At 44.9% G+C, this 22,046-nt stretch carries 16 protein-coding genes; 11 read left to right on the top strand and 5 right to left on the bottom strand.

Annotated elements, in window-relative coordinates; all coding sequences use genetic code 11:
* Positions 1 to 103 precede the first annotated feature (103 nt).
* The 5 genes from N836_RS40160 (at position 104) to N836_RS40145 (ending at position 4,701) form a co-directional block, all read left to right on the top strand.
* Positions 104 to 358, top strand: coding sequence for a helix-turn-helix domain-containing protein (locus tag N836_RS40160; RefSeq protein WP_023070127.1), 255 nt, complete (start codon positions 104 to 106; stop codon positions 356 to 358).
* A gap of 2 nt (positions 359 to 360) precedes the next feature.
* Positions 361 to 1,143, top strand: coding sequence for a phage antirepressor protein (locus N836_RS72660; RefSeq protein WP_023070126.1), 783 nt, complete (start codon positions 361 to 363; stop codon positions 1,141 to 1,143).
* Positions 1,144 to 1,402: 259 nt separating this feature from the next.
* A complete protein-coding gene (locus N836_RS40150; protein ID WP_023070125.1) occupies positions 1,403 to 2,557 on the top strand; it encodes a hypothetical protein in 1,155 nt (384 codons plus the stop codon).
* 543 nt (positions 2,558 to 3,100) lie between these two features.
* A complete protein-coding gene (locus tag N836_RS72655; RefSeq protein WP_161634908.1) occupies positions 3,101 to 4,189 on the top strand; it encodes a pentapeptide repeat-containing protein in 1,089 nt (362 codons plus the stop codon).
* 80 nt (positions 4,190 to 4,269) lie between these two features.
* On the top strand, positions 4,270 to 4,701 hold the full coding sequence (locus N836_RS40145; RefSeq protein ID WP_023070123.1) for a hypothetical protein: 432 nt from the start codon (positions 4,270 to 4,272) through the stop codon (positions 4,699 to 4,701).
* 156 nt (positions 4,702 to 4,857) lie between these two features.
* Here N836_RS40145 and N836_RS40140 read toward each other — a convergent pair whose 3' ends face one another.
* Both N836_RS40140 and N836_RS40135 read right to left on the bottom strand, forming a co-directional pair.
* Complete coding sequence (locus N836_RS40140) at positions 4,858 to 7,848, bottom strand: P-loop NTPase fold protein (protein ID WP_023070122.1); 2,991 nt, start codon at positions 7,846 to 7,848, stop codon at positions 4,858 to 4,860.
* A gap of 486 nt (positions 7,849 to 8,334) precedes the next feature.
* Positions 8,335 to 9,156 (bottom strand): pentapeptide repeat-containing protein, encoded by an 822-nt coding sequence (locus N836_RS40135; RefSeq protein ID WP_023070121.1) that lies wholly within the window; start codon positions 9,154 to 9,156, stop codon positions 8,335 to 8,337.
* A 212-nt stretch (positions 9,157 to 9,368) separates the two neighbouring features.
* Here N836_RS40135 and N836_RS75120 point away from each other — a divergent pair, with 212 nt between their 5' ends.
* From N836_RS75120 to N836_RS40110, 6 genes are all read left to right on the top strand, one after another.
* Positions 9,369 to 11,741: an NACHT domain-containing protein gene (locus tag N836_RS75120; RefSeq protein WP_161634907.1), complete on the top strand. Its 2,373-nt coding sequence runs from the start codon at positions 9,369 to 9,371 to the stop codon at positions 11,739 to 11,741.
* Between the two features lie 195 nt (positions 11,742 to 11,936).
* Complete coding sequence (locus tag N836_RS40125; protein WP_023070119.1) at positions 11,937 to 13,127, top strand: DNA double-strand break repair nuclease NurA; 1,191 nt, start codon at positions 11,937 to 11,939, stop codon at positions 13,125 to 13,127.
* Complete coding sequence (locus tag N836_RS40120; protein WP_023070118.1) at positions 13,124 to 14,776, top strand: ATP-binding protein; 1,653 nt, start codon at positions 13,124 to 13,126, stop codon at positions 14,774 to 14,776. Before N836_RS40125 ends, N836_RS40120 begins: the two co-directional genes overlap by 4 nt.
* Positions 14,749 to 15,969 (top strand): site-specific DNA-methyltransferase, encoded by a 1,221-nt coding sequence (locus N836_RS72650; protein WP_152532014.1) that lies wholly within the window; start codon positions 14,749 to 14,751, stop codon positions 15,967 to 15,969. The genes N836_RS40120 and N836_RS72650 overlap by 28 nt, the downstream gene beginning before the upstream one ends.
* Positions 15,970 to 16,023: 54 nt before the next feature.
* Entirely contained in the window at positions 16,024 to 16,803 is a 780-nt protein-coding gene (locus N836_RS40115; RefSeq protein WP_023070116.1) for a hypothetical protein, read from the top strand.
* Between the two features lie 5 nt (positions 16,804 to 16,808).
* Positions 16,809 to 17,354 carry a hypothetical protein gene (locus N836_RS40110; RefSeq protein ID WP_023070115.1) on the top strand — a complete coding sequence of 182 codons (546 nt, stop codon included), beginning with the start codon at positions 16,809 to 16,811 and terminating at the stop codon, positions 17,352 to 17,354.
* Between the two features lie 88 nt (positions 17,355 to 17,442).
* Here the strand turns inward: N836_RS40110 and N836_RS75115 are convergent, their stop codons facing one another.
* From N836_RS75115 to N836_RS75525, 3 genes are all read right to left on the bottom strand, one after another.
* Complete coding sequence (locus tag N836_RS75115; protein WP_161634906.1) at positions 17,443 to 20,235, bottom strand: NACHT domain-containing protein; 2,793 nt, start codon at positions 20,233 to 20,235, stop codon at positions 17,443 to 17,445.
* Between the two features lie 291 nt (positions 20,236 to 20,526).
* Positions 20,527 to 20,688: an SUMF1/EgtB/PvdO family nonheme iron enzyme gene (locus tag N836_RS78110; protein ID WP_152532016.1), complete on the bottom strand. Its 162-nt coding sequence runs from the start codon at positions 20,686 to 20,688 to the stop codon at positions 20,527 to 20,529.
* A gap of 169 nt (positions 20,689 to 20,857) precedes the next feature.
* The gene (locus tag N836_RS75525) at positions 20,858 to 21,961 is read right to left on the bottom strand and encodes an IS630 family transposase (RefSeq protein WP_023070113.1); all 1,104 of its coding nucleotides are present in this window, start codon (positions 21,959 to 21,961) and stop codon (positions 20,858 to 20,860) included.
* Between the last annotated feature and the right edge of the window lie 85 nt (positions 21,962 to 22,046).

Below are 22,046 nucleotides of genomic sequence, written 5' to 3'. Positions count from 1 at the left end.
TTGTCAACGATGTAGCAATAGCATCTAATTATCAATAGCAGGCTATTTATTAGACCTGCTAATTAGTTAGCAATATCAACTAATTATCGTTATCATCTAGCTAGTGAGTTTATTTGTAGTGCCAGTGATTAATACGATCAAGGAGTTTGTAGACGCCCAAGGTATTACTCCGTACCAGTTTCGGAAAGACGTAGGCATCGCTCAGCGGACTGCCTATGATTTGTACAACAACCCTTTGCAGCTTCCTTCGTCTTCTGTTTTGACGAAGATTTGCGATCGCTACGAAATTCAGCCCAGCCTATTACTGAAGTGGGTTCCTATTGTTGAACGTGAAGCTATGGCTAGTGGGGGTGACTAACCATGAACTTTTCTCAGAACTTAGCCATGGTCATGGTGCAATCTACTGAGCCGTTCCCAGTGGATTTTGATGATGCTTGGAAGTGGATCGGCTACTTTCAAAAAAGCGATGCCAAGAAAGCGCTATTAAACTCTGGATTCATTGAGGGCATTGACTTCCAGGTTTTAAGGAAAGCTCCTCAAAACTCCAAAGGTGGTCGTCCAGCTAAAAAGTTGTACCTAACCGTCGACTGCTTCAAGTCATTTGGGATGATGGCAGGCACCGAAAAAGGTAAACAGATCCGACAGTATTTTTTGGAATGCGAAAAACGGGTTAAAGAGATCATTCCTGCCCAGAACGCAGAGCTAGAAAAGCTCAAATTGGAATTAGAATTGTCTAAATCCGAATTGGCTAGGACTCAATGCCAGGAACGCTTATTGTCAGCTGCCCAGATCCTGAGCTACAACCATCCAGGCTTAGCAGCACTAGCCTTGGGGCAAACTGACGCTGTAGTGAATGTTCCTACGCCTCCTGTCCACGCAATCGTTGATGCTAATGGGCGGATTTTAGAAACATACGATGGGCTACCTATAAGCCGATTAGCTGAACGGTATGGCTTTGGTAGAGGCAAGAAGGCTAACGAGCAATGCCGACAGTGGATTCGCTCAATGGGTATCGGCGATAGTCAGTGGGTTGAGGAAAAAGGAATTCACATCACCAAGAAATTACCAAGAGAGATGTTGAGTGTCTTGGATCAGAACTTCCAAGGTGGCAGAGGGCAACGGCAACGGTTGGTTGGGGAGTAGTAAACCTTACTCCATGATGACGGCTGCTAGTGGTAAAAACGAAGACATGATCACAAAGCCTGATGCTACAGTTCTGCTTAGATCGCTGAAAGCCTTGAAAAAGTAGATCTGTTGCTGTCATTGCAGCTACACCACTGTCATGCTCTTTGGAACCTCTTGCCGCTTATCCATTTGACAGAAATTGAGTACTCTTTTGAGACTGCTAATCTATCCAAAAGACAGCATAATAAGTTCGGATGATTAGTAAGAGAAATCCTCAATGAATCAGGTGTTAGCTAGCTTTTCTAGATTCTGGAGCAATCTTAGAAGACAATCTGAACCGCTACAAGGTATTGCAGCATTATTAGCTATTTTGACAATTGGCCCGACTCTGATTTTTCCAATCTACAGACGAGTAACACGACCAGCTATAGTTGTGAAAATTGATGTAGCAGGAGATGCGCGACCACCAGATATCAGGGAGTGGATGTCTAATGTGTCAGGTCGACGGTTCTTCTCGACACCTGAATATTTAGACGACAGTGCTGAAGTGATAAATGCATTGACTGAAAAATTGGATGATTTACCAAATCTAAGTAATGAAGAGCGTGTTGCTTTAAAGCGTCAGCTTGTTTTTCTTGAGAAAAGTCTTTCTGGCTTTCGAGAAGAATATGAATTATTGACAGGGTTAGATAATGGCATAAGTGTTGAGAAACTTATTGAAGCATCGCTATTGTTCCAAAGAGGACAACTAGGTAAACTTCACATAGAGATTCTTAATCAATCCAATCAGACAGCTAGTGATTTAAGTTTAAGAGTCTCACGTCTGGGTTATCTGTGGTCAAGTACGATTACTGGTACCTTTATTACTCCAGAACAATCCAAGAAATTAAATGAAACTCTAAAAGCTAATTATCAAGATAAAGAAAACTATTTAGTTTTACCCAAAGTACCTGAGATACCCCCGAACTCTTCTCTGGAGATTACTTTGTATGGTGATATTGAAATAGCTCTGCAGCTTGCCCCAGAAGTTCAAGTTGAATCTGAAAATAATTCATTAGTCCTGAAACAGCGTGTAAAACTTGACGAGGGTCTGATAGTTAGGTGGCTTTTAGAACCTTGGCGTTTTTATGGACTACTAGGAACAATTATGCTTGTTATGTTCTGGCCTATTTTTTTTATTATTTCTTCACAACTTAGCGATAGTGCATATCGATATCGACGAGGTAAGAGGTTTTATTTCGCTGCCCAATATCTAGCTAAGATGAAACGTTATGAGGAGGCTATATCTGTTTTTGAAGTAGCTAAAACATTTGGAAATTTTCACTTCTCTAATGAGTCTCAAATACGAGAAGATCAAAAACTATTTCCAGAAGACCAGCAAGAAGAATTTCTACAAGTATTTAGTTTAAAGCAATCAAAAAAAGAGGAATAATTCAGTGCAATTTCTATACGCTAGTGCGATCTCCATCATCGTAGGTTGTGGTCCTGGATGTAACCCGATCAGTCTACCGATAAACTTCTGTGAATGCACCAGCTTATGCATTGCCGCTCAGATTCACCGTTACGATTCGATTTGACTAGTTGCTCCTAGCGCAGCGATCTCAATGCCTTCTAGCATTTGCGATCTCAACCAACCCCAACCCATCATCCAACCACACCGCACATCGCTAAACCGTGGACGGTCGTTGATCGCTTCGATACTTCGTTGAAGTGGCTTTGCCTGCGCAGCTTAAATCATTCACCACTATTCAGAATTTTGCAGCTTTTCAGGTGAAGCTCTATTTAATTGAGCGGATTAATATCAATGCCTCTGAGCTGGAAGCATAAGCCAAAATCCAAGACAATCCACGAAAATAGGCAACAGGAACGAATAAATCTTGTTGCCTGGGCGTTATATGAAAAACAGCTTCCACACGATAGGCTGCTTGATAAAGACAAAATTTGGACGGAAGCAGAGAAGGTTATCAAAAATCCGTTGAGAACAATTCTTTTTCTCTGCAATCGTCCATTTATCAAGCTAGAAAAGCACGTTCTAGAACCCATACTGACATGGGCTAATAATCTAGCCTTATTGGATCTCCTAGGCTTAGTCGGCAATGTCGGGCTCATCATTGCTGTTGGGATGTACATCGGCTCAGAGAAACAGCGACGTGACACCGAAGTTTTCACCGCATGGCAAACCCTCACCAATGCCCATGGTCAACCTGGCAATGGAGGCCGGATACATGCCTTAGAATTCTTGAATGCATCCCCTCGGAATAAAGCGTATGACTATCCTGGAGCCAATTGGCGACGGCGGGCCAGTTGCCTGTGGATATGTACTTGGCGACCTGAAAGTTTGGCAGGAATTAATCTTTCAATAGAGTCAGTCGATGATACATCGCCTGAACCAACGAGCATTTTACCTGAAGATGAACAATTGAATGATCTCCCGAGCCAAGTTTATTTAGTAGGAATCCAATTACCGAATGCTAGATTGCCATATTCTAATTTATCGGGCGTTGACCTACGCTCTAGCAATCTATCGGGCACTGTTCTCTTGAAGGCGAATCTAGCAGATGCTGACTTGAGAAGTGCCAATCTATCAAATTCTTTGCTGTTTAGAGTTAATCTGACAGACGCTAGCCTGTTTGGGGCTAATTTAGCAGATGCTGACTTGAGAAATGCCAATCTAGTAGACGCTGACTTGGGGGGGGCAAACTTAGTAGGTGCTGATTTGGGGTTGGCTAAGCTGTCGGGTGCTTATTTGTTTCAGACCAATTTTGTAGATTCTAACCTTCAGTTTGCCGATTTGTCGGGTAGTTATATGGCTTGGGCTAATTTGTCGGGTGCTGACCTATATGGTATCAATCTGTCGGGTGCTTATCTTGTGGCTGCCAATTTAGAGAGTGCTAGTGGGCTTACTCAAGAGGAACTTACTCACGCTAAATTATGCTTCACAAAATTGCCTTCTGGTATATCCTTATCAGCCAATCGTGACTGCGAAGAGCTAGGTATTGACCCAGCCCTAGAGGAATTGATTTTTAACGATCCTTTCCCAATTAGGCCTCCCGGCGGCTGGTAGCAACACCACAAACCAGGCAAACCGCAGCTCGTAGAGTACCTCGGCAGCCCACCCACTTAATCGAACAAGCCAAAGGGGTTATGGAATTAGTCCACCTTGCTCTTAAGAACGTGAAACTAGGCAACACCCCAGAGCAATCGGAAAGTCTCAAAGCAGGGGCGGCTATCTCGGCAGCTCAGGTTATCTCTCCTGCGATCGCACAAGCATTGATGCCAGCTCAGAAGCTATTAGCTGCGACCAATACGGCAGAAGTTGTTTATTTGACTCCTACCAGCTTAGGTGAACGACTTGGTATGAGCGCAAAGGCTATTAATGTTGCGCTGATCAGGATGGAGCTTCAATACAAGAATGTGAACAAGGCTAAGGGAGAACCTAGTTATCTGCCGACTGAGAAGGGTAAGCAGTACTCAGCAATGAGCATGGCCACAGGTCAAAGGGGGGATTCAACCACGTATCAACACCTCAAGTGGTCGGAGAGAGTATTAAAGTTGTTTGATGGGAAGAGGGCTTAGTTTATCAGGAAAAGTGAGTAGCTGAAGTTAGAAGTATTGGAAAAGAAAGCGATTGAGATGTTTGAGGAGAGTTTAATGGCGTCAAGCTTTAAGCTTAATAGTAATTCACAGTAGCTTCCCTAGCATTAACCCTTATCACCTCTTTTGGCTCTGTTGTTACTCGAACTCCTCATCTAAGTGATAATCCTCAGGATCGTAGCCTATATCACCCACAAAACAGAATGACAAGACCAAATTAAAATTCTTTTTTTCAATTTCATGTAGAGTTAGACTCTTAGGGATAATCGCCTCAAACGCACGGGAGAACTTTCTAAGCTCGCGTTCAAGATATGAGTCTTTAGTATCATCAAGCTGTTTCAAACATTCTTCAAAACAGGTCTTCAGAGTCTTATACTGTTCAGTTTTCCCAGCATTCTGTTCGCCGTAATAATGAGCCATCTCGGCAAGCACTTCTCGCATGAAGCTAGGATATTTTCCTGAGAGCACAAGCATTGCTAGAACAGATTTCTTGACATCTTCAGATGTTTCCTGATCCTCGCTTTTTAACCGGAACCAAAGAATTTTTAGGATTTTATATATATTGATCAGCCGCTTGATAGTTCGTGGAGTCAGGTCTACTTCTCTACAGTACTCTTTCAAAGTTTGAAGCTCGGCTGGGGTGAATTTGGCTACCTGAGGGGGAGGGTGTTCAGTTTTTTTTGCAGAGGAAACTGGTTCACTAGAGGCTTTAAGATTTAACGGTTCAGAGGAAGGCTTTACTAATCTTGGCTGGAGCTTATTTTCTAAGGAGTTCTCTTCTTCGTCAATTTCCATCTGGCTTTCGAGATAGATATCTATACCATCACTACTGATAGGGCGAGTGCGGTAAGGGATTTGAATAATTTTTTCTAGATAGTCAAGGCCACAGGGACTGCCATGGCGTTTGAGTATCCCCTTATAAACATTTTCAAGAGCTCTGGTGATATAACGATCATCAACGGATAGTACCACCACAAACAGAGGTGTATTTATTAGCAATTGAACTGCCTCAAGTACATCTACAACGCGATCTGGAGGACAGCGATCAAGATCATCAATATAGAGAATGACACGGGCAGGACCTCGAGGAAAAAGCTTTCTAGCATCATGTCCTTGCCCAGAAGATAAGTCCTTATCTTGGTATACTAGGTGCTGAGATAATCTGTCTAGATCGTACTTAATCTGGTGAATGATGTTTAGGCGTTGTCCATAGGAATCTTCCTGAACGCGATTGTTGATAAAACCAAGTAGGGAAGCTCTATTAGCAATTAAGCCAACCTGACGACGTTTTTCCTCTACCTGTAGTCTTAAACCTTCAACTTCTTGAGATAATCTTGAAATATTACGCTTATCTTTCTCTTCTAGCAGCCATTCTTCATATTTACCACGAAGCTGAACCTGTGCCTGCTTCACTTCATTAAGGTACTGCTTTAAAGAAGTCCAGATTTTTTGAAGCAATGCTCCGGTTATTGGCAATGAAAGAGGCCAATATGTAGTGTATCTCTCCATTAACCAAATCTTACTGATATTAAAATAAGCCTGGATAACACTTTGAAAGGCGGCCATTCGCTCAGACCAACTTGGCGATGCCCCTACAACTATAAATGCAGTCAAACAGAATAAGGCAATGTAAGTTCTTGGTGAACATCTAAGGGTGTTTAATAATGTTTTCCAACTGTCAATTTGATCTGGTTCAATTCCTAGTAGCTCATATCCTCGGATAAGCAAGGGTTGCCAAACAATAGTGAGCTTCCGCTGTTCTAGTTTTCTTCGGGTAGAAAGTTTAGTTATTTTCGTTTGCCGTTCCAGATCCTGCTCAGCAATTAGCAAACGTTTCTCAATAGAAGCTAACTCTTTTTGGTCATTTTCACGAAGTTTGGTGAGCTCATCCCAAATCACACCTTGGGTTCTGGAATGGGAAATCAGCTTCTGCCAAACGATAAGTCCCTGTTTACCAAGCACTGCTTCGATAGCTGCACCTTGCTCACGCACTGTCAAATTATTGCTAACGACATTCAAGATTTTTCCACCTTCGCAGAGGCGAATTCGAGCAGACTCTTGTGCCTTAAACCAGATATCACGAAATTTTTCACGGGTTATTGATAGCTTTTTGCCTATCCCGGACTCAAAGGCATCCCAGTTAAAATCCTCTTCTTTATAGATTTCTACCAATTCTTCAATGGAAGTCTTCATCTCATCAGAATCTATTGCTTGAAAAAGCTTTAACTCAGTCACTATTGCGTGCAGAGCAAAGGTATCGCGGAGGTGCTTCTCAATAGTAAGCTGATAGTTGAGCTCATAAAAGATGTTTTGCATTAGGCTTGACCATATATCAGCCTTTGCATAAGTCCAAGAATTAAAATAAATTTGATAGATATGCCCCACATAAGGAGACACTGCATCAGGATTATCATTATCATTTAATGCCCAGGCTTGCTCTGTGGAAATAGCCTCTTGATAAATAGCATTCAAGCTTTGACGCATCAAATGCATCACAAAAGACTTGCCACTGCCCCAGCCTCCTAAAATACCAACAGCCAAGGGTGGAGTAAGTACTCGCATCCCTAATACTTCTGCCAGAGCATTTACTTCTGGTGCAATGTCGAGCAGATCTTTCCCTTCTGCAACATCATTTTTGATACTTTGAGGAATGAGATTGGTAACGGTTGTTGATGTACCAGCAACATTCTTGAAATGACTGGTATTAGGAAATCCAGCTTCAATTCCTTGAACCAGTCGCTCAAACCCATCTGGCTCAAACAAATTAACCCATTGAAAATCGGAGAGTTGGATGCCGTATTCTTCTTGGCGCAGCTCTGGTATACGACAGTCGTCTAACCGAAGAGGAATCAGGTAAATCTCGCCTGCGGGCCGATCCGCCATCTCATTCAGGGCTATTTTGAACTCACGCAGGAGATAGCCCTGTTTCTGAACCGACTTCTGCGATAGGCACGCAATAAATACCTGGCTATTTTTGATCGCCTTCGGAATCTCGACTCGCCAGCTCTGGCCAGGCAGTAAATCAACCTTATCCAGCCACGGTTCAAACCCCCTTTCCTTCAGGCGGTTATACAAGTCAATAACAGCATCTTTATCTTCATTAGCATGAGCCAAAAAAATCCGGATCATCAGTTACCATAGGGCTACAGGTTACATACATAGAAAGCGGCTCTAACTTGGCAGTTGGGGGCCGCTTTCCGTATCTATAGCCTATTAAAACCGGTTTGCTAGGTGGATGCTACACAGCTCAATTAACCTTTCATCCCTGGAAAATACACGACCCAACTCGAAAGTAAAGAATATTTACTACATTTCAAAGACTATTGATGTGTTTATGGGGGCTGATCAGAATTCGATGAACATGCTGACAGAGGGGACGCCAACTCATTTAGGCCGATGTCATTTTAGGTGAAGCGAGCAGACGTACTGTTCGTACTATGAATACTTCCTATAACAAAGCCGCCCCCGGTGCCTAGTGCATTGGGGGTTATTTAGTGTTACGGGATGCCATCTAGAAGTTGCCCAGAGAAATGCTCACGCTACTGGATCAGAGCTTTCAGGGCGGTAGGGAGCAGCGGCAAAGGTTGGTTCCTCTTCTTCTGCCGTACTACTAGACTAAGGCGTATCATAAGGCGGTAGCTTTAGCTGCTTTTTCAGTTTCTCTGGGATGTTCTTCGCGGTATCGAGACCTTTGACGCTGTCCCATTGTATTTCGTTATTCCATTTTATGTCTTTGAGATTGGCGTACGCCAACATAGCACCTTCGAGATTGGCAGAGCCCAGATCAGCGCCTTCGAGATTGGCACCTCTCAGATCAGTGCCTTTGAGATTGGGATGTATCAGAAGAGCTCTTTCGAGATTGACGTTACTCAGATCAGCGCCTTCGAGATTGACATGTATCAGAATAGCGCCTTCGAGGTCTAATCCTCTGCCTGGAAACGTAAAATTGACTAATTCACGGGATTCTGACAAGAACCAAATTAGTTGCAGTTGTCGACCTTTATCGAGTTCACTGAGTGCTGCCAGCGTCCGGGCTTTCGCAATGGCAAAGACTTTTTGATTACCCGCTTCAGTCCTAGAAGATTCGTCCTCTTGATGGTTAAGTTTTTCTTGTACCGCTTTTTCCCAGTTATCGCTTAGAAATAGCGCGGTTATATCATCCAAATAATCCTTGAGTGCTTCATGCTTACGCCGGTCGTCTTCTTGTTTTTCTAACAACTGCCGGACGAAGAAACCGGCTACTGCTAACACGATGGGTGCGATTAATAATTCTAACCAATCCCATATCGGCTTACTCCAAACCTCTCTCTCTAGGTCAAACCAGTCATTATTGCCTAGCCAATTTGAATCAATGGCGATAACAATAAAGGCACTGATAAATGAGAGAGCCGCTAAAGACGTTATTGTGATCCACCATTGATTAACCTTCCTTCTCATATTCTTTCAGCAGTAAAGTTTTTCCACGACCAAGGCATAGTTCCAAAGGCTAAGACAAAGTGGTCAAATCACTAGCCATAGTAAAGCCTTTACAGTCATCACTCAAAACCCGCCCCCAGTGCCTAGCGCATTGGGGGTTATTTATGCATTCCGGCCTCGCCACCGACAGCAGCAGCGATTAGACTGGATTCGAAGTGAAGGCGGTCATGGCTATGGTTGAAGAACTCGTCGGTCAATCCGTCAATGGGATAATTGGTCCTATCTTTGATGCGCTTTGGAGTTCCCTGAAGGCTCAGCATCATGCTGGAGTAAAGGATGTTGAGTTGAAGCAAGAGCGTATCAAGGCTGATCAGGCGATCGCCCAAGCCTCTGCAAACTATCATCAGCGCTATCTAAAGCGGCATTGCAATATCAAGGTACTTTCTGGCTTGATGAATGAGGCAAAGCCGCTGGATACGATTTACACAGCCGTCAAATTTCTAAAGGGTTCAGATCTCAAGTATTTTTCCTTGGATAACCTGGAGGATCTTTATCGAGAATCCGGTGAACGACTTTTAAGAGTCGGCAGCAATGAACGTCAAGATGGGTTAACGGCTGCCAATGAAAACCAATACCTGATGGTATTGGGCGGTCCGGGTGTGGGCAAAAGTACCTTCCTTCGAAAGCTTGGGCTAGAAGCGCTAGAAAACCGTTTAGCTCATAATCTAGTGCCGGTTTTCATTGAGCTTAAATCCTTCAAAAGTGAAGAGATGACTCTGCTGCAGGCGATTGCCAAAGAGCTGGAAGTTAGTGGATTCCCCTATACTGAAAATCTAGTTGAGTCCATGTTGTCAGAAGGCAAGATGCTACTTCTGTTTGATGGCCTGGATGAAGTGCTGTCTGAACAAGTAGACATTGTCATTGAGCAGATCAGAAACTTCTGTGATCAATATCAGCAGAATCGTTTTGTCGCCTCGTGCCGAGTTGCAGCCTACAAAGGCGGCTTCAGCCAGTTTACCGATGTCACGATGGCTGAGTTCAATGATGAGCAAATAGAACAATTCGTTCGAAGCTGGTTTAGCTCAGAACTTGATGAAGAATCAAAGACTGCTGATCAATTTTGGGAGATACTGCAGCGATCAGAGAATGCTTCTGCTAAAGAGCTGGCTCAGACTCCATTATTGCTTACGTTTTTGTGCCTAGTCTATGACCGCTCTCAAGCACTACCTGCTGTACGTAGCACTCTCTATGAAGAGGCCCTAAATATCATATTGAAGGACTGGGCTGCTGAAAAGCGAATTAGACGAGACCCGATTTACCAAGGCTTCCATATCGACTTGGAAAAAGAGTTGTTGTCTGACATTGCCTATCAAAGTTTCAAAGAGGATCAACTCTTTTTCTCAAAGCAGGAAATTACTGAACGGATTATAAAATTCCTGACTGATACAATAAGTGCTTCAAAGTATCCTGATGGCACTGCTGTCCTTGAGGCAATTGAGGTCCAGCAAGGGATATTGGTAGAGCGAGCAACAAATGCTTACTCGTTTTCTCATTTGACACTTCAAGAATACCTTACAGCAAAGCACACCTTTAGCCACTGGCACATTGAAGAATTAGTTAGCAAGCATTTGACGGACGAACGCTGGCGAGAAGTGTTTCTATTAACCTCAGGTTTGACAGGTGGGCGAAGTCATGAGCTTTTACTGGTGATGGAGTGGCAAGCTAATGCATTTATTAGCTCACCAAAATTGCAAGGCTTATTAGAGTGGGCAATGAGCCTAACCGATAGCTCACTTCTTAGTAGTCAAAGGCTGGCCTCAAGGGTGTCACTTTTAGACTCTGCCATCGTTATTGCCATCGCCAGAGACATCATCAGCGCCATCGTTATCGCCAGCGACAGCGCCAGCGCCTTCGCCAGCGTCAGCGCCAGCACCAGCGACATCGCCAGCGCCAGAGCCAGCGCCAGCGCCAGAGCCATCGTCAGCGACATCGCCAGCGCCAGCGCCAGCGACAGCGCCAGCGCCATCGTCAGCGCCAGCGACAGCGCCAGCGACAGCGATAGCAAGAACGTCACAACCGTTGCCAGAGACAGCGACATCGCCAGAGCCAGTGACATCGCCGTCGCTATCGACATCGATAGCGACATCGTCAGAGCCATCGCCAGAGCCAGAGCCATCGCCAGCGACAGCGCCATCGCCAGTGTCAGCGACAGCGCCAGAGCCAGCGACAGCGACATCGCCAGAGCCATCGCCAGTGTCAGAGTCTTCGCCATCATAAGCGCCATCGTCAGAGCCAGTGCCATTAATCACAAAGCACTTTCAAAAAAGCTAGAAGCCCTCAAAGAACACATCCCTTCCAATGAGGCTACAGCTAACGCATGGCGAAGTTTTGCTGATCAACTAACTGAAACGTTTCTAACCTTCTTCCACTTAGACAGAGAACTCATAACTTTCTCACCCGCAGAAGCCCAAGCCCTAGAGAAATACCTCTACGCTACCAAGCTGATCATCGATTGCAAGAATTCAGCTGTTCGAGTCTCTCGTAAGGAATGGGAAGCCATTGAGTCCAGGTTGTTGACGCCTCCAAGCACTGAAAATCAAGACTAAGAAATAACCATGAGCCAAATAATCTTCCATCTCACTGAGACCATGGCCCGCTATAAAGTAAGTGTTAACAATCTAAATGAGTAAATATGCTTATTGCAAATATTCGCGAGATAAGTGCTATACTCTTGGCGAAAAGTTAATGGCGTATTGAGCAGTCCAGCCGTATCGGTGAGACGCCAAAGCCACAACAAACAAATGAATAAATTGGATGATGACTCTGTCTTAGTCATTCCAAGCATTGCTGACAAAGTGATGCCTGAGTTTGAACAAGATCGTCGGATGATGTCTGCTATCCAGGCAGATATGGATTCTTGTAAGGATCTTCTTAGGGATGCGTTCCTAGGAAACAGCTGGATTGAAACTCATGATGATTCTTCCTCTGAAGAATCGATCAGAGTTGTCGATGGTTCAAGTGCGACGATTACTTCGGGTGAATTTTCAACCCTGCTGGCCTTGGCGGTAAATGTCTCAACTGGCACTGAGACACCTTTGCAAGCTCAGTATCATCACGTATGTGCTCCCAATTCTGAATCTTTTGGCATGCTGGCTTCACCAGTAATGGCGGCAGCAGAGGCCTTAGCACTTGCTCCGATGAATCGCTGTGGCTACACATTGTATGACGGCTCATTGCAAGGCCTGAATATGAATCTAGGGAATTTATTTCGTACCCAATCCGACTCAAATTTTCTAGGCGAAATAACAGAATACACGGACAAGCTGGAGTCCTTGTTCAAAGAGGTCGTAGATCCTGCTTGCTTGCCCAAGGGTGATGATTTTATTGGGAAAACCGTCTACTCCAGTATCTTTAACAAAGAAAGGCAGGATTTATTTGCCATTTCCAAAAAAAGCACCTCAACTTACACATTTCACCGCTTAAAAGAGCTTCCAGCGATTCGAGAAGCATTAGGAGGTAAGTGGTTTGCGTACCCCAAATCAGACCGGTTGCTGCTGAGTCAGATTCTTAAAGCTGGAGAGTATATCAAACCCAAGCCATTTAAGGATGTTGAGCTGAAGTCAGGTAGTAAGAATCTACTAGGATTATCTGATGTCGCCAAAAAGGGACGAGGGCGTGAATGCAATGAAGAAGAGTATAAAAAGTTTGCTCTCAATTTTTATTTCCTCTTCTTTAAACCTGCTCCTCATAGTCCAGTGATAAGAGTTGAGATCGTTTCTTCTCGGGAGGGGCTCAATCAAAAAGTCCAAGATCTTCTTAAGATCCTGACCTATCAATGCAGCACCCCTGGATTAATTGAGCCATATGGCTTGTGGCTGGCAGACAAACTGGCAAAGCAAGTTCATCCATTCAAACAAATTTATGGCAGCGCGAACGCGATCGCCTTTCCAGAACTATTTCGACCTAACCGAACAGAGGAAATCAACAAATGAGTATTGATTCTAAGGCAGTGGCAGTGGTGAACTCCTGCGAAGGGAATTCAATTGATGTCACAATTCTAGACCAAGCTAAGGACCAGCGATTGGACGGAAGCCTAGTAGAGCTAGAAATCGATGGGGAAGATGTACATCAGTGGGCATTAGGGAGAATGGGGATAGTCTCCATGCGTAATCCTTATCACGAAAATCCCTCAATGACTGCGGTTATTGCTCACTATGGGCGTATCGAGTATTTGTCGGGTGCTGCTGATGTGTGTAACGCCACAATTGACCTTATTTCGTGCGTTGACAAAGACAGTGAACAAATTGGCCCTAGAGCAACTCCTCCTTCCAGTGCTACTCCAGTTTTTCGTGTAGGTGCAAACGGACTGGATAAGTATAGACCTGAGAAAAACAATCAGGCCGTAATTGGTCATCTATCCGGATATTCAGATGTACCTATCAGCATAATCAACAAGGGCTTCCAGGAACAAGAAAATGGAGGATGGGGAGAAGCCAAGCATGATGCCTATTTTGGACGTAACGGCTCTGGAAAAACCGTCAAGGCAGCGATGGATATTGTTTGCCAGCTCGTGGCTTGCCCTGAGATGGGTTGCTTGATTCCGGATACTGCCGGGGATTTATCTCGAAAAGGCTCTCACTCAAAGGGAGAGTTTAAATTCGATATGTTTGAGCTTTTAGAGCAGGGAGGTCGAAGCTATGAAATCTTGAACATTCAAGATATTGCCCTTAGCAGTAAAGCAGTTTTTGTCAGCAGGCTCTATCCACTTCTCATCAAGCGGCTTTCTACCAATGGAGACAAGGCCCGAGAGCTGGCAGAAAGAGTTGCCGAAGACCTGTTTGGAGATGGCAAGGTCAAAATTGATGATGTTAATGAATCACAGCTATTTGAGTCCATTATGGACATGATCCCTGTCACCTTCACCGGTCGCACCAGAGGAGATAAGTTAAATTTGTTTGGTGCGATAATAGAGAGGAAAAAGCTCAGAGCTTCATTCATGAAAGCTTATGAAAATGAAGTTGCATCCTTGTTTAGAGGAGAACATCAGATTGATAGCCTCATTAAGGGCTTTCTCTGGCATGGAAAGATTGTAGTTATCAAAATGTTTGGCATTCCTGCTGAAGATCAGAAATTTGTAATGCAGGAAATTTTTGAGAAGACTACTCGCCAAGCTGAAAAGGCATTCCATACAAGTGGAGAAATGGTCAACGCGAAGGTAATCCTGGATGAAGGTCCTCGCTGGGTACCCCAAGATCGCAAAAAGCAAGATGGAGTCAGCAATGTCATTGTTGATGCATTCAATACTACCCGTAAGTATGGCCTTGGCTGGACCATTATCAGTCAGCGGGTAACAGCTATATCAAAAGATGTGCTGGCTCAATGCCATACAACATGGTACGGCAAGGGTTTAGGAGTTGGTGCTGACGCCGATCATGTAAAGCGAGAGCTGGGGGATGATGGTTATCAACAGTATCTAGCGATGCAGCTGTTAGGTGGCTATCCATGGATTGGAATTGGTGACACCATCAATCTAGGTGTTGGCAATCAGTACATAGCTTTGTCTCCTTTTGGTGGCAATGCAAATGAAAAGTTAATGGCTGCGAATCAGCATATTTGGAATATAGATTTAGCAGATTTTTAAAAATGACAAAATCATCAACGCAGTCAGCAGCAATTATCAAATTAGAGGTTGCCTGCACAGCCTTGTCAGAGGCCAAAACACTCCAGGAAGTAATTCACGTCAGAGACACAGCAAAGGTAGCTCAGGAATATGCAAAGCGTGCAGCCATGAGCCGTGAGGCAGAACAGTATGCTGCCGAAATTCGGATTAGGGCTGAACGTAAAGCCGGAGAGTTTCTACAGAGAATAGAGAAGGCCAAGGGAACTCGTGGCAACATTCAGGAACAACTTTCGGGCAGTAACATCATGTTACCGCCCGAAGATAACCCCACTCTTTCAGATTTGGGTATTCAAAAAATGGAATCTAGCCGCTGGCAAAAGATTGCATCATTGCCCGAGCCAGAATTTGAGCAAGCAATTACTGACTTTAAAGGCCGTGGCAAAAACATTACTCAAAATGCGTTTCTTCAACTTGCCAAGGATCATAAAAATCAGCAACTGCGAGCGCAACGAAGTGAAGCTGCAGACAAGATAGCTTTTGATGACAGTTTATCCAGCAGCAAAGACATTGCTGTTAACCCTGGAGATGTGTGGCGACTAGGAGATCATCGGTTGCATTGCATTGATTCTTCAGAATGGGATTTTGACGGTCCTGCTAAACTGGCATTTGCCGATCCGCCCTATAACGTTGGCGTAGATGAATGGGACAAAGAATTTAAGTGGTCTCATGATTGGCTAGAACAAGTTGCTGATTATGTTTTAGTTACTCCAGGAACATCCCAGATTTCCAGCTTTCTCAAGGGAACCAGCATGCATTACAAATGGATGCTTACCAATGCATTGCCAGGAGTTTACGGTCGTCATAGTGCAATCGGCACATCTAACACTATCAATGCATTACTGTTTTCAGAATTTGAATCAGTGCATCTTGGAATTAGTGACTATAACTCCTGTTCCTTCTCTCAAAGCGAAAAGGGCGAAAGTGATCATAAAGGTCGAAAACCCAAAGACTTTATTGGCTGGCTAATTCAGTCATTCACCTTAGAGGGCGATTTAGTGATCGATCCATTTCTAGGTAGTGGCACAACTTTGTTAATGGCAGAAAACCTTAATAGAGTGTGCTTCGGCTGCGAAATATTACCTAGATACTGCAAGGAAATTATCTATCGCTGGGAGAACATGACATCCCAAAAGGCTGAGCTATTAAGAACATAATTTGAAGAATTAAGACTATGCAAGCAACAGTAATGGGATGAAGCAATGAAGTAAATGAGGATCGAAAAAGCTGCGGAAGCCAAAGGTGTCAGTCCAGACTTGTTTATCAATATGATCCATGGGGTCATCCGCGAAGGAACCTGGCAAGAGTCGTCATCGACATTAGAAGAATACCTAACGAATCCATACCCGAATGGCGCAGGCGTCTCCAAAGAAGTGCTTGCACACGCAATCAAAGCTCCATTCCGCCATCAACTCAGGCAAAAGATGGAAGAGTTCGAGAACATGCGCAGAGAGGTTATTGAAGCTCTAACACCTGAAGATGCTAGAGAGGGGAATTTCAACGGAAACCAGTACACAGAAAAGGATTTGGTTTCGGGACATGATGTCCCGAAACCACTTAACGAAGCAGAGGAGAAGCGCCAAAAGCGTGCCCGTGCGATCGCTCGTGCTCCCCAGATTGCCAGGGAGTTATACCACTCTGGGTTGCTGGGCCAGAGTGAGGCGGTGAAGTTAGGCCCCAGGGTAAACCAACATAAGCCAACGCCTAAGCAATTAGAGGTTAAAGAACAGGCAGACAGAATCGGAGCTGAGCTAGAGAAATGGGTTGAGGAGAACCCAGCTCCAATGAACCTGCTTGAGCGTCCAGAGTATAAGCGAAAGGCCACTGAGTTCGTAAGAGAACGCCTGAGTGGCTCGAAGCGAATTACAGTTTCCTGGACTGAGGGTGTTGGCGCTGAAGAGATAGCCGGAAAGCTTTTTGAGCGTCTAGATCATGGGCTTCTGGTTCAGGTGGTAGCAATACTCAATGATGCTTTAGTGGATGAGGACTAGGAATAATGGCTACAGGTTTTGGGAAGACGACACAACACGCTCATACCCAACCGACTGCGATCGCAAACTTAGATGACCAGTTTGTTCATATCAGCGAGTACATGGGCTATGACTGCCTGTACCGTGCTTATCGTGGGGCTGAGTACCTGGGCGATGAAGCTAAGGCGATGGCAGGGCAGGCGTTTGCCTGGGATAGCAGCATTGGTAGTTACGATAATTTATACACGTTCCATAGCTGGGTTATCCATGATGGGAAGCTATGGGATTCTCATGCTGCTCTGGAGTCAGTGCTTAGAGAATCAGTTGAAAGGGACATGGCTTTTCCGGGCCTGCTGGAGAAAGGAGCTGCCAGGCTAACAGCGAAGGCGAAGATGCCGCCTAAGGGGGTTGGAGATCGCGCCAGTATTGCTCAATGGCTCAAAAAGTACAAAGGTTGTGACCTGTTGTACGTGCCAGGGTGTGTGCTCCTGCAAGCGGCGATGCATAAAGAAGCGCTTCAGGCTATTCGAGATACTGGCAGGAATGGGTTTTACCGGTTAGGCGTGGGATAAGGTCCTGAAGTGAACTACCCGCCTAAAGTAGGGTGAGCGGGTACTGAAGTTTTTTGAAGATGGTGTGGCGTGAATAAAGCGACCAGCACTATTCCTTTTCATCTCTAACAATTCGGATACTTTCCCAAGCCGGTAGTTTATTTTCTTGCCGTAAGTGAACTATGGCAAAGGCAAGATAAGCGTCAGTCATAGCATTTAACTGTTGAATTAGACGGTTTTTATCGCGGTTATATTGTTGAGTCTTTTTGTTATCCCAAAATATTTGACTCTGAGATTTTAGATGTTGCTCAGAGGTTTCGATCAAGGGTTCTAAGGTCAACAAAAAGATGCTTAAATAAGCTCGAACATAGTCAAGGTCCCGATCCTGGTCAAGATCCCGGTCAAGGGCAAAATCAAGGTCCTGATCCCGAGTACGTTCCCGAGCAAGGGCACCGTCAAGGGCAAGGTCAAGGTCAAAAGCACGAGCAAGGTCAAGATCAAGGTCAAGGGCACGGGCACGGGCATCGTCAAGGTCAAGATCAAGAGCAGAAGCAAGGTCAAGATCAAGAGCAGAAGCAAGGTCAAGATCAAGGGCAGAAGCAAGGGCAAGGGCACGGGATCGGACAAGGGTAAGGGCACGGGCACGGGCACGGGCATGGTTAAAATCTTGCCAGATGAGATCCCCCAATGAGTCAATTAGAGCTGATTGCCATTGTTGCCATTGTTTTGCTGATACCCCTACCATTTCGTACTCTGTTGATTTCGGCTTTTGGCTCCATGCAGCGATCTCGGGATTTTCTATAGAATGCTCTTGAGCTTCTTGGACGTATGGTAATCGATAGTGTTGTCCAGTGCGCTGACTCAACCATTTATGAAAAGCTTGAGCATCAGTCGCTCTAATACCTGTGATAGGTTTATTAGCTGTGCCAGAAGGAAAATGATACGTACCCCAATGATCAGGTTGATAGTAGTTCTCTTGCTGGCGTTGTTCATCAATAAACAGCTGATATTCTGAACAAGTAATGTAGCTCGTATCAATCGCTATTTTTTCGTCAATTCTGAACAATTGATTGAGACGTTGAGATAACCTGACTTCTGCGGCTACCCTAAACAGGTCTCTATTAGGAGACTCTAGTCCCTGAATCAGCCGTGTCTCTAACGCTTCTCGCACAGAAGGTTTCACACTTAACCCTTCTTCCAAGCAATCGAATGCTAACGATAGCGTATCAATATTTTCAGAACGATATGCGGCTTGAATAATTGAGCTAGCATCATTTTGAGCACAGTACAGTCGAATAGTTTCAGCCCACCAGGAAAGCTGCTTAGGTGTTTCAATCGCGCTGGTTAATATCGTCTCATTATTGGATTCTTTGATTTCCACTGAGGCAAGATATTCTTGAAAACTCAGGTGAGCAAATTCGTAAACTCCCTCCTCTTTGGCAATTAACAAACCGCTCACTTCTCGCATCCTCTCTAAGAATTCATCTGAAGCAGGTGTATTAGAAGACAAGCGTTTAAGCCTTTCTTGAAGAAGTTGATCAATCTTGGGAGTGAGCGAGAATGAACGCTCTTCGTCTTCCATTAAGGTAAACGCCAATGGTGTCAAGACAGATAACTTTTGAGAACCTGTTAAGGTATCAGTAATACCCTTTGCCCTCTGCAGTTTTTCTAATAAAACTTGACAAATCTCTTTGTAAAGCTCAACCCGTTTACCAGGGAGCGCACTTCCTCGGAGGTGCACCGTGGCAATCATCGTTAATAATAGAGGATTGACAGCCATTGTAGCTAATGGAGCATTGTCTCGAATCCGTTTAATCAAATCTTTGGCTTGTTGATGGGCTTTCTCGTGCACTCCCTCATCATTTTTTGAATCGTGACGTAGGATTTCTGTTTCCAAGTACCAGTTATGTATAAACTGCTCTACTTGAGCAGAACTAAAGGGCTGCACCTCTAATACAGTGACATCTTGTCGAAGTTTGGCGTTTTTATATCCCAATGGCCTAGAGGATAGAATCAATGCTGTTTCTGGGTACTCTTTCATCTGAAAATCGACCCATTGACTGACCTTTCGTCGTTCAGTCTCATCAGCGATCTCATCCAATCCATCCAACAGGATTAGAAATTGATTACGCTTTAATTTATTAGCAACCCAATTTTTGGGGGGTTCTAGTGGGTTAATCTCTTGCAATCCTTGAATCCACCTATGAATAAACTTAGTCAATGGCATTTTGGGATTGCTGGAGATCTCCTCTCGTACATCACGCAGATATATGAGCACTGGAATAAAAGATGGTGCATTTGGGTTGAGTAGTTTTCTTTGCTGCCGACTAATATAAGCTAGTGTCAGATATCGTAATAATGTTGTTTTACCAGAGCCAGGTGCGCCTAAAATAGCCAACCGTCGAAACGCATAATTATTTGACATCCTGACTAAAATTTGACCAATGTCTTGGCGTTTCGATAGCTCCTCTGACGAGTTCTGAATCAGATTTGGAGAAATCCTAGCCAAGCTTTTTTGCGAAATCTTAAGAGGTACGAACACCCGTTGTAGGTTCAGGTACTTATCCGTATCCAGTCCTTGAGTTTCATAGTTACGGCATATATAGGTTAGTCGCTCATAGTACTTGTCCTCAAAGTCTGATGTGAAATGCCGCCAAGCACTAAGCGTTTTTTCCTTTAGGGCAATAGCCGTGCGATCTCCGACTACAAACATCCATTGAGCTAAGCCACCACCTCGTTTTCCAGCTTCCTTCTCAGCTTCCTCCATGAACTGGCCACTGAATTTTATCCATATCGATGAACAGGCTGTCATAAAGGATAGGAGCATGGCCTGGGTCCATTGAGTGTTAAGCACTGAATGCACTGTCACACCCAAACCAACCCCAGATGGGGCCAATTTCACAAGATTTACAATAAGCGACTGAACATGCTTTTCTAGCTTTTCCATAATCGATGGATGATGGCTTCAAACACAGAAAGCGACTCTGCTTGTCAAGTTAGAATCGCTTTCTGCATCTACACTTATTAATTTCAGCTTGCTTGATACATTCCAGGAAGCGTGAAGTGTGCCTTAACACAGCTGTAGTACATCGGTATTCTTGATTCCCTGAGGTTGAGCGTCAGCGGTTTCTTGGGGAGTAAAACTTTTGCCTGCAACCTGAGCAAAGCGCAATAGGGTAAGAAGGGTAAAGGACTACTGAAGAATCCTGGGCGCGGAACACACAACCCGAAAACCGACCAGGTTGTAGCGGTAGCCGGGTGTAGGGTTGAAGCGGTAAGCGGAGCGACAACACCACGAACTGAAGTCCCAGGAGTCCCCGCGTACTACGCGGCGCGCACTTTCATGCTCGGTCAGACCTTAGTGGAGAATTCGGGAGACTTTAGGGCTGAGATGTCAGACTAAGGTCGGAGGTGGGGTTATCTGGTCGTAGTAGCGGTTGGTGGGAATGAATGTAGGTGGGATGGGGGCTTGAAGTGGCCGGAGAGAGTATTGGAGTTGCTTAAAGGTATGTGCTAGTGCAGAATCAAGCAGTCTTTTTTACTAAAGAGGGAAGTACCTCACATTCAAAATAGTCACAAACACGTTGCCTAATGTCATCAGCTGTAAGCACCTTGGTGGGTTCAACAATGGCCCGTTTGGCATGTACCCATTTAGGTTCAATTGCATTGAGCCAGGGGCTCTTCACGGGAAGCAAACAGAGAATCAACCGCAATCCCCCCGTCTGTTTGATGAGCTGATTATGGTCTCGAACCCATTGACGCACGGCTTTTGAAACATGCCAGGATGCGTTATCCCAAATTAGGACCAAAACGCGTTTACCTAAGGCATAGAGTGATTGACAGACCCACTCTAAATATTGACAGGTCAGATCGCTAACCGGTCGGGATTGGACAAATCGAATCACCATGATGGCTAAGCAGGGACACCAGAGACCATAACAGGCAATCGCTTTGGGCTCAGAGTCTGTTTTCTCAAAGTGCTTTTGATGCAATTTGAGGGGCTCATCCTCGCTCCAAGCGTGCATATCGGGGTATGTCAATCGGGACCACCACACCTCATCTTGAAACCCAACCACCCAGGTGTCATGTTGAGCCGCCATGAGGATGAGACGGTCCCGTTGCCGCTTTTTTCGGGCATAGTCCGGGTCAGGAGAGGTGATCCATTGTTTAGCTCGTTTCCAACTCACTCCCATCAGTAACAGGGTTTGGCGAATGGTTTCATGACTCACCGGGACCTCTACTAAGGCTTGCTCGTGACATACCTGGGCCAGACTTTTGAGGGTCCATATGGACCGTGCTTGCCCATACTCACGGGGACTGGTGTGAGCAATGGTTTTTAATCGTTCGCGCTTCGTGGCATCGAACAGTAATTCATCGCCGGGTTTGGGACCACTTGGACGAGGCACTAAGCACGCCAACCCTCGTTCCTCAAATTCATGAATCACAAGGCATACATTCTGGCGAGTACCGCCCACAAACTTGGCAATCTCAGGGGGTGTTTGACCCGCTGCACTGGCTAATATGATTTGGCTGCGACGCACGGTAAACCCTTCGGAAGACTGACGACCCGCTTCCAAGGCGGTTTTCTCATCTGGGCTCAGAGGACGAACTTTGAGGGACTTGGGCATTGGATAACCATCAAGACTCGGTGGCTTCAAACCATTATCCAGGTTCTTGGATTATTGGAAAAGAGATGACCTGAGACTGCACTAG

This window comes from Leptolyngbya sp. Heron Island J, from assembly GCF_000482245.1.
Classification (GTDB): Bacteria; Cyanobacteriota; Cyanobacteriia; order Phormidesmidales; family Phormidesmidaceae; genus Leptothoe.
This window is presented reverse-complemented; position numbering and strand designations above follow the sequence as displayed.